Source organism: Kitasatospora kazusensis (assembly GCF_039529945.1).
GTDB lineage: Bacteria > Actinomycetota > Actinomycetes > Streptomycetales > Streptomycetaceae > Kitasatospora > Kitasatospora kazusensis.
Genome location: NZ_BAAANT010000056.1, coordinates 15,518 through 30,259 on the forward strand (window position 1 = coordinate 15,518; position 14,742 = coordinate 30,259).

Genomic DNA, 14,742 nt, shown 5'->3' on the forward strand with positions numbered 1-14,742 from the left:
GCGGCCAGCGTAGTCGAGTGCGGGAGGTGCTCAGGGGCGGCAGCCCTGCAGGTCGCGGGTGTCCCCGGCCGCGCGGTGGCAGACCAGGTCGATCTGCGGGGGCTTGCCGGCCGGGCCCGGCTTCACCCGGATGATGTTGATGCCGTGGCCGGGCTCGGTGCCGGTGGTCAGTGGCTGGGTCTCCCGGAAGTCGATCGTGCCGGTGGCCCGGTTCGTCAGGTCCACCGCCCGCAGCCCGGCCAGCACGGCGGCCAGGCTGCCGTGCTGCGAGGTGCCGGCCCTGGATGCGCCCTCGTGCAGCGCGGCCGTCGCGTCGTAGGCCAGGGCGAGCGCGCCGTCGGAGAAGACGTCGTCCTCGTACGGGTTCGTGTTGGGCGCCGGGGTGATCCGCAGCTCCGAGGCGGCGGTCGCCGCCAGGTCGGGGCTGGCGGTGACCGCCGGGACGGTGAGGGCGATGTAGTAGAGCGTGGCCTGCGGAGCTATCGTGGTGCGGCCGGTGCCGAACTGGGCCTTCGTCAGATCGTCGCCGGTCAGGACGGTGAGCTTCTGACCGCAGCCCGGCTCCGAACTCAGCAGCTTCATCAGCTGGTTCACGTCGTCGGACCGCCCCGCGAGGTAGATCACGGACAGATCGGGCAGGCAGGCCTTCCGCAGCGCGTCCTGGTAGTCCGGGTCGCCGCTGTCGGTGAGGCCGTACTCCAGCGGCCCGCCCCCGGCCAGCTGGAACCCCGCGCCCCTCAGCATCGCGGCACCGTACTTGGCCTGTTCGGAGCTGTACTGGTCGTGGTCGTTGTTCGGCCGCCGGGTCAGTACGGCGGCCAAGCGGGCGGCGGGCTGGGGCAGGCCGTCCACGATCTTGCGGAGGGCCGCAGCCTCCTCCTGGTCGGTGGCGCTCAGTCCGAAGTAGTTGACGTGCCGCTGGGCCAGGGTGGTGCTGGAGTTCTCGGTGTCGACGACCGCCAGCCCGGCCTGTTGCAGCAGGCCGACGGCCTGGTCGCTGTCGGTGGCGTCGCGGCCGAGCCCGACGACTCCGACGATCGAGCGGTCCCGGCTCGCCGCGCCGACGATCCGGTCGACCATCTCGGTCTGGAAGTACAGGTCCTGGCCGCCGTTGGCCACCAGGATCTTGATCTTCAGCGGGTCGCCCGCGTTGTTGCGCAGCTGGGCGAGGTGGACGCCGGCCAGCTCCTTCAGGCTGTTCAGCGCCCGCGACTCCTGCCCGGTGGCGGTGGTGAACGAACCGGCGTAGACGATGGTGATGTAGCGGACGTCGGGCAGCGCGGCGACGCGGTCGTTCTCCTGTCGGATGTCCGTCTCCAGGGTGCCCAGGGAGAGGGCGGCCCCGGCCTGGTCGTCGCCGCCCTGCCCGGGCTTCAGACCGTTCAGCCGGATGTCGTGGCCGGTGGCGAAGGACACGCCACCGGTCGCCAGGCCGATGCACTCCCGGGTGCCGCCCTGGTCCACCCGCCAGACCGCGTCGTGGTTCGAGCCGAGCAGCCGCCCCTCGCAGTACTGGTGGGAGAGCTGCTCGCTGCGCAGCAGACCCGCGCAGGCCGCGAGCACCAGCACGGCCAGCAGCGTCCAGCGCGACCAGAGGAACCACGCCGTCCGCCGGACCGCCACGGCGGTGAGGCCGGTGGTGTTCCCGGCGTTCAGCTGGAGCCTGGTGAGCCGGACGGGCAGGGTCCAGGCCAGCGCCCGGCCACGGCTCGGGGCCTGCCGCACCCGGAGGTTGCTCACCCAGTTCTCGTACGGGCCGCCCCGGCGCGGCCCGGCCGGGTGGACGGGCTCCGGCCCCGGACTCTCCGCCTCCAGCCAGGCCGGGACATCCGCCTGGGCGACCCCGGCGAGCACCAGCAGCGGGTCCTGCTCGCTGCGGCGGCTGCGGACGTCGCTGATCGCGCTGAGCACCTTCAGCCCGCCGTTGACCGTGCCCGCCTTCGGCATGAAGACCACCGGCGGTATCCGGCGCTTTCGGCCGCGCAGGTCGGGCGCCCAGGCGCGGTGTGCCGAGCGCAGGTCCTCCAGCAGGGCCAGCGTGCGCAGTTGCAGGTGGAACTGCTGGGAGCGGTCCCGTTCCTCGGAGGGCGTGCCGGCCAGCTGGGCCTTGATGATCTCGCCGGCCACCTCCCGGGCCCGGGCCTGGGTGACGTCCCAGGAGCGCCGGGGCCGCCAGATCGACCAGGCGGCGGCCTGCCGGCCGGAGGCGGCGAGGAAGGTGGTGGTGGCGAACCAGTGGCTGGCCTGCCCGAGCCAGGACAGTGGAGCCGTGTTCCGCCGGACCCAGCCGGTCACCATCAGCAGCAGGAAGGAGGCCGGCACCACACCGGCGACGACCTCCCAGTGCGCCTGAGTCAGCAGGGTGGTCAGCCCGGCCAGCACGAACGCGCCGATCAGGGTGCCGGAGTTGAGCAGCGGCGACAGCGTCTGCGCCCAGTCGCTCCGGGCGGTGCCCTGCTGGGGCCGCCAGTGCAGATCGCGCAGCCGGGTCAGTACGGCTTCCACCTGGTCGTCGAGCGTCCGGTCGGCGCCGGCGTCCGGCGTGGTCAGTACGTGCTGGGCGGCGCCCTCGATCGCGGCCACCAGGCGGGAGCGCGGGAAGGCGTAGTGCCGGTACCAGGACGGGCCCCGCTTGGCCCACGCCCCCTTCGAGAGCCCGTCCAGGATGCCGATGGCGTTCCGGTGCGGGTCGCCGCCCGCCGGCCCGGCCACCAGCCGGTGGGGTAGCCCGCCGCCCTCCTGCGCCTCCTGGACGGCGGTCACCAGGTCGGCCACCGCCTGGTCGAGTCCGGTATCGGCCTCCTCGGCGTGCAGCACCACGACCGGCATCGGCAGCCGGGCCTGACTGAACTGGTCCACCAGATCCTTGAATAGCGCGTCGACCTCGTACTCGGCCGTCGTCGGCATGCCGCCGAACGCCGTCCCACCACGCACTGCTCCCTGTGCCACCGCAGCCCCCCGAGAAGTCCCCCGCACCGCATGCACCCACCCGATCAGGTCGCGAGTGTAAACCCGGGGCCGGTGCGGTGAACACGGTTCGGCTCCACGGGAGCTGCATCGGTCGGACGTCGGCGAAGGACAGGGGCGCGAGCTGAGCCCCGCGCCCCTGTCCTTCGCCGACTACTGCTCAGCCGAGCTGGCCGCCGGTGTCCTTGGTCTCCAGCTTCACCCACTTGGCGACGCTCGGTACCCCGGCCGCGTCGAGCAGGAAGAGCATGTAGTACCCGGGCGGCGCCGCCGCGGCCAGCGGCGGTGTCTGGAGGGTCAGTTGGCCGCCGCTGCGCCCGGTGATCTGTAGTTCGACGTGTCGCTGGCTGGTGTCCACGGAGTGCGTCGAGGTGATCGGGGACAGCAGGACGGCACGGGTGACCCTGCCGGGGGTGGACGTGTTGACGGTGAAGGCCGTGTTGTAGCGCAGCGGGCCGGTGGGCGCCGAGTCGAGGGTGGGGCGGCTGCCGGTCTGCAGGTACGGGGGTTCGAAGATCTCGATGCTCCCGTTCATGCCCGACTTGATGTCCGGGTTGTTGGCGATCTGCTGCAACTCGTCGCCGGTGACCATGATCCGGCCGTCGGGCAGGATCACCGCGTTGGAGTGGTAGCCGCGGGCCAGGCGCTGGACGGGGCCGAGCTGCCAGTTGCCGTCGGCGTCGCGGGCCTCGGTCTGACGGTATTTCAGGTCACCGTTGGGGTTGAGTGCGCCGTTGCCGTAGTCACGGATGTCGAAGGCGCCGTTGACGGTGAAGAGCTTGCCGTCCGGGAGGATCAGGGTGTCGTCCTGGGTCCGGCCGAAGGCCCGGGGCTTGAGCATGCTCCACTGGTTGCCGGAGAACTGGTAGGTGTTCGGGTTGTCCCGGTTGCCGCCGAGCAGCAGCATCGAGTCGGGCCCGTTGAAGCCGCCCGGCAGGGCCACGGCCGAGCCGTAGTTGCGCTGTACGGCGTCCGGGCGGGCCGGCAGGTCGGTCCGGGTCTCGGCCTTGGGGTCGAACTTCCACTGCTCGGTCGCGGTGCGGCCGAAGGCGTAGATCTTGCCGTCGTTGAGCGAGAACAGCTGCGGGTAGTCGGTGGTGAAGGGCGCCTCGACGCCGAACTTGTCCACCGGTGAGACCGGTACCTTCGCCGGGTCCTTCGGCACGCTGTGGGACTTGGCGGGGAAGCGCTCCACCACCGGGGTCGGCCAGCCCCACCCGTACTCGGACTGCCCGGACATGATCAGCTGCCGGCCGTCCTCGCCGGTCACCACCGAGGGGTACCAACGGCCGACCGACATGTCGGAGTTGCGGGTCCAGGTCTCGTTCCACGGGTCGAAGACCAGCGACAGCTTGGCGCCGGTGCCACCGCCCCCGCCGAAGTTGCCGCCGAACACGCCGAGCATGCCGTTGGGCAGGAAGGAGTGCCCCGCGCAGAAGAACGGCGCGGGCCGGGACACGCCGGTGCCGTCGTCGAGGACGACGTCCGGCGGCGGGACGGACTTGAACGCGTCGCGGCCGTTGCCCTTGGCCGGGTCCCAGATGTAGGCGCGGCCCCGGTTGTCCTTGCCGATGGTCTGGGTCGGCGCGGGCTCCTGGGTCGGGTCCTCGGTGACCGGCTCGAAGGAGAAGACCAGCACCTTGCCGGTCGGCAGCATCGCGATGTGGACGCCGTAGTCGGGGGAGGGGAAGTAGTCGGTGAACCTGCCGAAGACCTTGGGGTCGAAGGACTTGTTCAGCGAGGCCTGGGTATCGGTCAGCAGCTTGAGCCGGGCGGTGCGTACCGACTGCGGGTACGGCGCCGAGACGGCCCGCTTCTCCTGCCGGGCGGCGTTCGCCTCCAGCCGGGACCAGGCGAGGTACTCGGCCTCGTCCTGGCCGAGGGCGGCCAGCTCGGCGGGGCGCACCTCGGCCTTCAGCTGCTCGGCGGTGAAGCCGTCGGCGGTGGCGCCGGCGGTGCGCGGGGCTGCGTGCAGCGGGGTGGCCAGTACGGTCGTGGTCGCCACGGCGGAGACCAGTGCGCAGGCCGAGAGGACGGCTGACAGCCTGGCGCGTCGGGGCGGGGTGGTGCGGGGCATGGGGCTCCTTCGGCACAGCGGGTGAGGGTGCGGCGGGGGGACCGTGGCCGGCTCGGTCCGACGGTCGGGGTCCGCGCGGTGGCCGCCCGTCCGGCTACGGACAGTGACGGCCTGCCGAGGCGGAGCGGGCGGCCCAGGGGTGCGGCGGTCCCGGAGGGGTGCACTGCCTCGGGCACCGGCGGACGTCGATCAGTCTCACAGTGGGCGGGAGTTGCTGTCACGACAGGCCGGGCGGACGGGTGACGGACCGTTCGCCCGGGTGGGTGGACGGCCCTGCATGCTCCGCGTACGTACCGTAGGGTCGGCCTCACGCTCCGCAGTCGCGCGGGGCGCCCGCGACCGGACCCCGCGACCTGACTCCGTGACCTGAGCCAGCGTCGCCGGACACCCCGTCGCCGAACAGCCATGACTGGAGCGTTCATGACGACCGAAGTGCCCCCGGGCGTGCTGCCCCCGGCCTCTCCACCCGCCACCGACCTGCCACTGCGCGAGAGCGACGAGATCCAGGGCGACGTACTGGCCGGGTTCAAGAAGGACCAGATGGTCCTGCTCTTCCTGAAGTTCGAGGACGGTGTGAAGGCGCGCGGCTGGCTGCAGCGGCTGACCCCGAGGATCGCCACCACCCGGCAGGTGGCGACCTTCAACAAGGCCTTCAGCGAGGCGCGTCAGCGGTCCGGCGGTGACCCCACCGGGCTGAAGGCGACCTGGCTCGGCATCAGTCTGACCTACCAGGGCCTGGCGACGCTGACCGGGAAGCCGCCGTATCCGCCGGCGGCCGCCGACACCGCGATGGGGGCCTTCCAGCAGGGGCCGGTGGCGCGGGCCGCGATCCTCGGCGACGTGGACGGCAGTCCGAGCTCCCCGTCGAAGTGGATCTTCGGCAACAACAAGTCGGAGGAGTTCATCCACGCGGTGCTCACCGTCGCCGCCGACACCGCCGAGGACCTGCAGGCCGCCGTGATCGAGCAGCGCGAGGCCGCGGCGCAGTTCAAGGTCTCGGTGGTCTTCCAGCAGAACGGCTCCACGCTGCCCGGCACCCGTCGGGGCAAGGAGCACTTCGGCTTCAAGGACGGTGTCAGCGAGCCGGGCGTGCGCGGCTTCGACGAACCCGATCCGCTGCGGCCCGAGTGGGTCAAGGGGCACCCCGGCACCCGGCTGATCCCGGCCGGCGAGTTCGTCTGCGGGCACCCGCAGGTCGACCGCTCGGACATGGGCGGCCCGACGGAGCTGCCCGCCTGGACGTTCAACGGATCCTTCCAGGTGGTGCGGCGGCTGGCCCAGGACGTGCCCGGCTTCTGGGCGCAGGTGGCGCGCCAGCTGGAGGTGCTGAAGAAGAGCAAGGCCGTGGACGACGACGCCACGGTCGAGTGGCTGGCGGCCCGCCTGGTCGGCCGCTGGCGGTCCGGCACGCCCGTCGCCAAGTGCCCGAACGCGGACACCCCCTTCAACACCGTCGCCTCCAACGACAACGACATCAGCTTCGGCAACGACCTGGAAGGCCGGATCACCCCGCTCTTCTCGCACCTGCGCAAGACCAACCCGCGCGACGGCCTGCAGGAGAAGCCCGGCGACAAGCCCTTCCCGGAGGACCCGGTGATGGACCGGCGCCGGATCATGCGGCGCGGCAGCCCGTACGGGCACGCCTTCGACCCGGCCGCGGAGGGGCCCGGCGGCCCGGACTCGCCGCGCGGTCTGCTCTTCGTCAGCTACCAGACCGACCTGGTCACGCAGTTCGAGTTCATCCAGCAGTCCTGGATCGACAACTCCAAGTTCCCCCCGAACCGGAAGAACCCGCCCGGCCCGGACGCGATGGTCGGCATCGCCGGTACCGTCAACTGGAACCAGGACGGGGACGCCGTCCCGCTGAGCTTCCAGCAGTTCGTGAAGACCGAGGGCACCGTCTACGCCTTCGCGCCGTCCATCAGCACCCTCCGCGCGCTCGGCGAGGGCCGGCTCCCGGACAAGGGCCGGCCGGAGATCGGCCAGCCGGTCGACACCTTCCTGCCGGTGCCCGACCTCCAGCGCAAGGACGGCAAGAGCTGGTACTGGGCGTACCGGACGGTCGGCGGGAAGCAGGTCTACCGGGCGATCTCCATCGCCGACGGCCACGAGCACACCGACCGGCTGGAGAAGGAGGACCGGGCGGTCTCCGAGTGGGACTCGCTCGCGGGCGTCTCCTCGGTCGACCTCTTCCTGCCCTACCCGGACATGCAGCTCAAGGACGGCAAGAGCTGGTTCTGGGTGTTCCACTCGGTGGACGGCAAGCAGGTCTACCGGGTGGTCACCATCGCCGAGGGCGGCGACCGCGCCGACGTCCTGGAACGCGCCGACGGGCCGCTGAGCCGCTGGCAGTCGCTGAACGGCGTCAGCAAGCTCGACTGCGTGCTGCCCGCGCCCGACCTGCAGCGCAAGGACGGCAAGAGCTGGTACTGGGCCTTCCACACCGTGGACGGCAAGCAGGTCTACCGGGGGATCTCGATCGCCGACGGCCAGCGGCACAACGACCTGCTGGAGCGGCCCGACGCGCTGATCTCGGAGTGGGACTGCTTCGCCGGGATCTCGCGGATCACCACGATTCTGCCGGTACCGGACATGCAGCGCGTCAACGGCGTCAGCACGTACTGGGTGTTCCACCAGGACAAGTACCGCATCATCAGCATCGCCGACGGCAGCGCACACGAGGACCGGATCGTGGTACCCGACCGGCCGGTGACGCTCTGGAAGTCGCTGTCCCAGGAGTGACCCGCCGGGCGCCGGGCGGCGGACCCGGCCCGTCAGATGTCGCGGAACTCCACGACCGCCCCTCTGAGAAGGAATTCCCGAACGGCGCGACCAACTCGGCGAACCGGCTGACCGCGAGACTTCCTGGGCTACGGGGCGACCGAGCGTGCTGCTCCGCCCGGCGCACCGCTCCGCGCAGGTCCTGTTCCCGCACCGCGAGCGTCCGGCGGTGCGGGAACTCCATGAGCGCCTGTCGGTGGTTGGGGTGTCCAGTGTTGCGGCCGAAAACGTTCGCTGGGTTCGTCGAACACGCCCAACGTGAGAGCCTGACCGTCAAGCGACAGGGAGCGGGCCAGTGTTGGTGACGGCGCCTGTCCAGCAGCCTGGTTGGCCGGCCTCCTGCCAGGCGACGTCAAGCTTGCGGTGGGTGAGCTCTTCGGCTCTGCGGTGCAGGGCTGCCTGCGCGATCTCGGGCTCGCAGGAGGGCACGGGATGGTCGAGTCCGCCGTCGGCGACGCCCCTCGGATCGGTGAAGTAGACGGCGAACCGCCACCGGTCGGGTGTGCGATACAAGACGAGCGTCGTCGGCGTTCCGATAGTGCGCCAGTACGGTGTTCGCTTAATTCCCATGTCGGCAAGGTACCGGCGGCAGTGAGAAGGACGGCCTCGTCCGTACGGTGCCACCGCCAACCCGGTTAACCTGTGTGCTCAGAGCACTAGTGTCCCGCGTCCGAAGTCATGGGTCTTAGTTGCTAGTCTGTTGGTGTGTCAGGTCCTTCTGCTGTAGAGATCGTGTTGTCCGAGGGTGAGCGTGCCGAGCTCCTGCGTCGGTCGGGGGCGTCGGACCGGCGTGCGGCGGAGCGGGCCCGGATTGTCCTGGCGTGCGCTGACGGCATGTCGAACATGGGTGCAGCTCGGGCGATCGGTGTCGCGGTCGGGACGGTGGCCAAGTGGCGCCGGAAGTTCGCCGCGGAGCGGATGGCCGGGCTGCAGGACGCCGCCCGCATCGGCCGGCCGAAAGCTGATCTGGTCCTCAGCGAGGCCGAGCGGGCCCAACTGACGAGCTGGGCGAGGCGGGCGAAGACCGCCCAGTACCTGGCGCTGCGAGCGAAGATCGTGCTGCGTTGCGCGGAAGGCGGGACGAACAGGCAGACCGCCTCCGATCTCGGTGTCGACGCGTCCACCGTGGACCGCTGGCGGGCCCGCTTCATCGCCGACCGCCTCGACGGCCTCCAGGACGAGCCCCGGCCCGGCCGGCCGCCCTCGATCCTGCTCGACAAGGTCGAGGACGTGGTCGTTGCGACTCTGGAGTCCACCCCGGGCAACGACACGCACTGGTCGCGCGCCTCGATGGCCGAACGCACCGGACTGTCCAAGTCCACCATCGGGCGCATCTGGAAGAAGTTCGACCTCAAGCCGCATCTGCAGGACTCGTTCAAGCTCTCCACCGACCCGCAGTTCGTGGACAAGGTCGTCGACGTTGTCGGGCTCTACCACAACCCGCCCGAGCGGGCTGTGGTCCTCTGCGTCGACGAGAAGTCCCAGATCCAGGCGCTGGACCGGTCCCAGCCCATCCTGCCGATGATGCCCGGCATGCCCGAACGCCGCACCCACGACTACCTGCGCCACGGCATCACCAGCCTGTTCGCCGCGTTCAACATCGCCGACGGCACTGTCATCAGCGCCCTGCACCGGCGCCACCGCGCCATCGAGTTCAAGAAGTTCCTGACCACGATAGACAAGGCAGTGCCGGCCGAACTCGACGTGCACCTGGTCTGCGACAACTACGCCACCCACAAGACCCCCGAGATCCAGAAGTGGCTGGCCCAACACCCCCGCTTCCACGTCCACTTCACCCCCACCGGCTCCTCCTGGATCAACCAGGTCGAGCGCTGGTTCGGCCTGCTGACGGACAAGCTCATCCGCCGCGGCGTCCACACCTCCGTCCAGGCCCTGGAGAACGACATCCGCACCTGGATCGCCACCTGGAACGAAAACCCCAGGCCCTTCACCTGGACCAAGACCGCCGACGAGATCCTCAACTCACTCGCCGACTACCTCACAAAGATCACACCACCCAACCCCGAGAAACCATAGAAAACTTCACCACGTCATTTCGGACGCGGGACACTAGTGGTGCGCCGCGTTGATTCGTTGAGGGTCATGCCACTTGACTAGCGTGCCGTCGTTGGCCCAGTGGTCAGGTCGTGCTCTGTCGAAATGCGCGCTGCCATCCGGGCCGGACTCCGTTCCGCGGAACTTGGTCACGTGACGCGAGGGTCTGCCTTCGCCCGGTGGGGTGGGGCATCCGGAAGGGGTTAAAGCTCACACCCGGGGTGTACCGGTGAGTCACCGCGGCATCGGCCATGCACGGGTGGGTGCGTAGTCGACCTTGAGGCTGTGCAGCTGGGTGGCGAGTAGGTGGCTCGCCGCCCTGACCAGGCCTTGGCGGTCCGTGACCGGATGCTGACCGTCCAAGAGGGACATGGTCAGGTGATAGGTCGACAGGGCTTTGTCCGTCCCGGTCTTGGTCTGTTCCTCGGACGGTGCGCGGGAGAGAACCAGCACCGCTGGCTCGCGGTTCTCGGCAATGGCGGCGCCGAGGCGGGCGTGGCCGTCCAGGATCACATGGCAGTTGAGCCCGCTGAACCACCAGAGCAGTACGGGCGGCAGGATGCCCTCCCGGGCGTGCTTCCGGTAGGCCTTCACCCTGGGGTCGTCGGATGGTGGCATCTGCCGCAGGGGCATGACCCTCCAAGAGCCGTCGAACCAGTCGATGTAGCCATCAGGATGATCGTCGAGCAGCAGGGAACGCCATTGGTCGGCCGGCCCGCCTTCTGTCGGTGTCATCCCCTCACGGGCAAGGCGCCGGGAAAGCACCCACCGCCCCTCGTGGAGCGGACCGATGGTGGAGGAATCCAGAGTGTTGGCGAAGCGATGCGCCCAGCGGGCGTACCAGGATGGCTGCCCGTGCTCGGTGACCGAGCGCACCTCGGCGGCCCGCAAGGGGGAGATGGGTGATCGGTAGTGGTCCGTGCGGGAGTATTCGACTCCGCATCGGTCGTCGTCTACGCGGCCGAGGAGCACCACGTCCGGCCCCTGCGACAGGACTATCAGATTCCCGTTCGCCGTCTGCGGCCGCAGCCCTGGCTCGGTCGTACGCTCAAGCTCCAGGCCGAGGCTGACCCATGATTCGCTGTCGATCGCCGCTGTCAGATTCGTCCGGTGCACCGGACCGATCCTAGTCCTGTACAGCGTCAGATCGTTGAGGGTGTGTTCGTCCGGACTGTGGGGTCGTTAAGGTAGAGGCCGCACGCGCAGTCGAGGGCTTCTACCGGTGATCCGGTGGGGTAGCCGCTGGGCAGGACGTTGTCCTGGTAGCCGTCGCGGCTGGCGAGGTAGAGCGCGAAGCCCCAGGTGTGCAGGACCCCGCCGAAGCGCAGACGGCACAGCGGCAGGGCCTGCCCGTCGGGCAACGTCCCTGCGATGTAGGCGAATCCGGCGCGAAAGCGCACGTCGACGCCGGCCAGCTGCGGCCAGCGTGAGCGGGCGTGCTCGGTCAGGCGATGGCGCAGGTGGTGCTGCATCGACTCCGGCGGGTTCTTCGGCATGACGCCCATCGTGCCTGCTCCCGGCGGCGTCCGCCATGATCCACTCCTCGCGGTGGGACACAGGGGCGGAGGGCGGTCGGGTGGCGCGGACGGAGTGAGGTGCGGCCGGGTCGGGTGCCCCCTATACCCCGAGGACGGCGGTGTTCTCCCGGCCGGCTTAAGGTCCTCCGGTCGGCGCCTGCCGCTTCTCAACGGCCAGTCCTTGACCCCGCTGCTGCAACCCATCTGCGGGGCTTCCGATGACGAGGCATCATCAGGGGTTCACGGTCATTCACCCTGTCGGCCTTCCCCGTGACTTGTAACCCCCGGATGGAACGGGAGCCCTTGAGCCTGGCGACCTGAGCTTCGCACCCCGCCGTTACCAGCGACGCACGTCAGGCCCGGGGGGCAGATCCTCGAACACTGATCCGTAACTACACCTTCGGCATCAGCCGAACCTCCTTCAGTGAAGCTCACTCAACTCGTGCGACCTCGTGTCGCACCCCGGCCTCCGAGTACTACGGAGCCTCCGCCCTGTCCGACGGCCATCAGCCGGCGATGCGCCTGCCCTCGGCCGGACTGGCGATCCGGCGCGGAGGGCGACCACGGACAGTTCCCACGTTCACCACGGAGTCGATCGACGGGTGAGGTGCCCAGCTCTACCCCGGCAGCATCGCCACACCTACGCCGCAGACATTCGGCGTGGCCTCCCCACCGATAAGTCGAGTCGGCTTCGGAGTTGACCGTCAGCTCGCCGAGGTCGTGCACTGCGTCCGGCCCAGATCCGCCAGGTTGGAGCCGGTGTCGTAATTACGGGGCGTCAAGCGCTGGTTCCTCACGTACACCTTCCCGTCTCGCTGGCCGGACCCGAACCGTCTGGCAGTGCCAGTCCGTCCCGACGTTGTCAGGGCTGCTTGCCGCCCGCCTCGGCATCCCCCGAGACGAACTGCCCCCAGCTTCCGCAGGGCTGCTGCGACAACCCGGCGGTGAAGGTCTCTCACCTCACTCGACTCCATGGCGCCTCGTGGCGCACCGACCCGCTACGACAAGCGCGGCTACGTCTTCCTGGGCACCGTAACGGCCGCGTCGTTGGTCATCTGGCTTCGATCTTGACGAGGACGGACGCTGTCAGAGCCCTGTGTCAGCAGGGCGTTGATGCCCGCACGGCACCGAGTCGCCGTTCCTGTCGACGACTTTGGAGGCATTGGCCGAGTTCACCCACACAGTGATGCCCTGGGCATGGACCACCACGTTGAAAGGCGACTCCTCGGGCTCCTTCTCCGTGACGACGGTGAACTCCTCGCCTGGACGCATCCAGTGATCGGTTCTCCAAGGCTCCACCCAGAGACAGAGCATGCTCTCGGTCTCGTTGCTCACGCCGGCTTTCGACACACCGCAACCCTAGCGAGTCACATGATCGGTCGGACAGCTCCGTCGATGCCGCGCTCACCGTCCAGGAAGAAGGCACCGACGCCGGCTGGCGCCCGGCCGAACTCCGGGCCCGCCTGGCCCGGAGTTCGGAGGACTGGCACCTGATCGACTGAGACCGTCGACGCGCTCGGCGGCATACTGGCGAGATGAGCTTCGAGGTGGGGACCGGCGAGAACGACTGGGGCGGCGTGACACTCGGGGAGAGGTTGCTGCGGGCGGCGGAGGGCCTCAAGGTCGTCTTGCCTGAACACGAAGGACAGTGGAGCGGCATAGCCGCATACGTCGACGCGGGGCTCAATCGGCGGGTGAGAATGCGTCCGGCCGACGAGCAGCGTCGGACCTTCTGGGTGTACCTCCAGAGCAATGGCCTGCGCCTGGCCGGCGGGTGGACCGCCGATCTGGCCGAGGTGGTCAGAGCGGTGGTGGCCTGGACCGGTGGAGCGGGGCTTGAGGAGACCAGGGAGCAGGCCCCGTACATCGAGTTCCGCCCTTGGGCTCTCGCGCACGAGCGGGAGCCGCTCGGTGCTGTCGAGCTGGAGTGGTGCCGCAGGCTCGACGGCATCCACATGCCGCCGATGAACCGGTTCCCGCGCGTGCATGCGCTGTTGGCGGCGGCGTACGCCCGGCCGGTGCTCCGCCAACTGATGCCGGTGACCAGCCACTTCAACCTCTGGTTCTCCACCAGTACCACGGCGAATCGGAATACGACAGGAGTCGGGCCCATGATCTGGCCGCACGATGAGGGGCTCTACGGGGTACGGAACGGGAGTGAGTTGCTCGCGCGCTTCGAGACGCCGGAGGAGGCCGTCGCCTTTGTGGTGGCCGTCCTGCCGGAGGGGATCGGGCCGGCACGTTAAAATGTCGCTTGAGCGGTACTGGCAGCGATCGTGGTCGTCGTCACGTTCGGCTGCACCTGCCGCCAGCGCTCTTGATCGCCAGGACACCGCCTAGGCGGCGGAGAGGAAGTCACCCACCTTGGCGATCACCTCACGCTGCCACGCCTGCGACTGCGGGTCCGCGTACGCGGGGTCCTCGTGGACGGCGAATCCGTGCTGGGCGCCTTCGAGTTCGTACAGCTCGGCCCCGGCCCCGAACAGTGGCGCGTATCGGCGGGACAGCTCCACGTCCACGAAGGTGTCCTTCGTCCCGTGGACGATCAGCACCGGGACGCGGACGGCGGCACAGATCGCCTCGGGCTCATCGAGATGGAACATCTCGTTGAGGAGTCCCCGGCCGACCTCGAACGGAGTGCGGACGGAGAACCCGCGCCGGTCCAGTTTGGCCGCGCGCTCCTTCGACAGGTAGTCATCGGTCCAGCCGGCCGCTTCGGTGATGAACCTGTTCTTGTAATCCATGCGCGGGTTCAGGAGTACCAGCTTGTCGACATCGCCGGGGCGGCGACCGGCGTGCACGGCGGCGGCACCGCCGGAGAACGAGGCGGCGATGACGTGCACCGGGCCAGGGCGGTTGGTGATCTCCGCGAGGTGATCGGCCGCGGCCCGGATGTCGTTGGCCACTCCGGCGATGGTGACATCCGAGAAGCGCCCTCCGCTCGCACCGTGCGCTCGTAGGTCGAATCGTAGGCAGGTGATGCCGACGGCGGCGAGGCCGGCCGCCAGCCGCGTGAAGAAGCTGCCTTCCTCACGGGTGACGCCTGCCCCGTGGGCGAGGACGGCCAAGGCCGCCGGTGGAGTTGGGGAAGGAGTGACCGTGCCGAACAGAACGGTGCCGTCCAGGGAGCGGAATTCCGTCTCGTAGTCAGTCATGCGCCGATGGTAGCCACCGGCGGAGCGCCGATGGTTGCGCTCGGCACGGATCAGCCTGTGGTGCCGAGCACCACGAGGCCCCCGAACGCCGTGCGGCGGATTCTTGGGGTCCTCGCAACACCTGATGATCTATGTGGTCGTCAGTAGATCACGCAGGCGCTCGGCTGGAGTTCTCCAGCCGAGCGTTTTG

At 69.6% G+C, this 14,742-nt stretch carries 10 protein-coding genes; 3 read left to right on the forward strand and 7 right to left on the reverse strand.

The annotated features are described in order from the left end of the window. Nucleotides 1-30: 30 nt before the first annotated feature. Entirely contained in the window at nt 31-2,949 is a 2,919-nt protein-coding gene (locus ABD330_RS29150; protein ID WP_344469126.1) for a hypothetical protein, read from the reverse strand. Between the two features lie 178 nt (nt 2,950-3,127). Then, nucleotides 3,128-5,044 (reverse strand): galactose oxidase early set domain-containing protein, encoded by a 1,917-nt coding sequence (locus ABD330_RS29155; RefSeq protein WP_344469128.1) that lies wholly within the window; start codon nt 5,042-5,044, stop codon nt 3,128-3,130. Nucleotides 5,045-5,464: 420 nt separating this feature from the next. On the opposite strand from ABD330_RS29155, the gene ABD330_RS29160 reads away from it, so the two are divergent. Beyond that, nucleotides 5,465-7,786, forward strand: a complete 2,322-nt coding sequence (locus tag ABD330_RS29160; RefSeq protein WP_344469130.1) for a Dyp-type peroxidase — start codon at nt 5,465-5,467, stop codon at nt 7,784-7,786. Nucleotides 7,787-8,098: 312 nt separating this feature from the next. Here ABD330_RS29160 and ABD330_RS29165 read toward each other — a convergent pair whose 3' ends face one another. Further along, complete coding sequence (locus ABD330_RS29165) at nt 8,099-8,338, reverse strand: hypothetical protein (RefSeq protein ID WP_344469132.1); 240 nt, start codon at nt 8,336-8,338, stop codon at nt 8,099-8,101. Between the two features lie 192 nt (nt 8,339-8,530). Between ABD330_RS29165 and ABD330_RS29170 the strand changes: the two genes are divergently transcribed. Further along, complete coding sequence (locus ABD330_RS29170; RefSeq protein ID WP_344469134.1) at nt 8,531-9,862, forward strand: IS630 family transposase; 1,332 nt, start codon at nt 8,531-8,533, stop codon at nt 9,860-9,862. A 252-nt stretch (nt 9,863-10,114) separates the two neighbouring features. Here the strand turns inward: ABD330_RS29170 and ABD330_RS29175 are convergent, their stop codons facing one another. The 3 genes from ABD330_RS29175 to ABD330_RS29185 all read right to left on the reverse strand — a co-directional run bounded on the left by ABD330_RS29175 (nt 10,115) and on the right by ABD330_RS29185 (nt 12,732). After that, nucleotides 10,115-10,996, reverse strand: coding sequence for a hypothetical protein (locus tag ABD330_RS29175; RefSeq protein WP_344469136.1), 882 nt, complete (start codon nt 10,994-10,996; stop codon nt 10,115-10,117). Nucleotides 10,997-11,022: 26 nt separating this feature from the next. After that, nucleotides 11,023-11,376, reverse strand: a complete 354-nt coding sequence (locus tag ABD330_RS29180) for a hypothetical protein (RefSeq protein ID WP_344469138.1) — start codon at nt 11,374-11,376, stop codon at nt 11,023-11,025. Between the two features lie 1,107 nt (nt 11,377-12,483). Next, nucleotides 12,484-12,732, reverse strand: coding sequence for a hypothetical protein (locus tag ABD330_RS29185; protein ID WP_344469140.1), 249 nt, complete (start codon nt 12,730-12,732; stop codon nt 12,484-12,486). Nucleotides 12,733-12,932: 200 nt separating this feature from the next. On the opposite strand from ABD330_RS29185, the gene ABD330_RS29190 reads away from it, so the two are divergent. Further along, nucleotides 12,933-13,643: a DUF6193 family natural product biosynthesis protein gene (locus tag ABD330_RS29190; protein ID WP_344469144.1), complete on the forward strand. Its 711-nt coding sequence runs from the start codon at nt 12,933-12,935 to the stop codon at nt 13,641-13,643. Nucleotides 13,644-13,733: 90 nt separating this feature from the next. Here the strand turns inward: ABD330_RS29190 and ABD330_RS29195 are convergent, their stop codons facing one another. Continuing rightward, nucleotides 13,734-14,552, reverse strand: coding sequence for an alpha/beta hydrolase (locus ABD330_RS29195; RefSeq protein ID WP_344469147.1), 819 nt, complete (start codon nt 14,550-14,552; stop codon nt 13,734-13,736). Nucleotides 14,553-14,742: the final 190 nt, after the last annotated feature.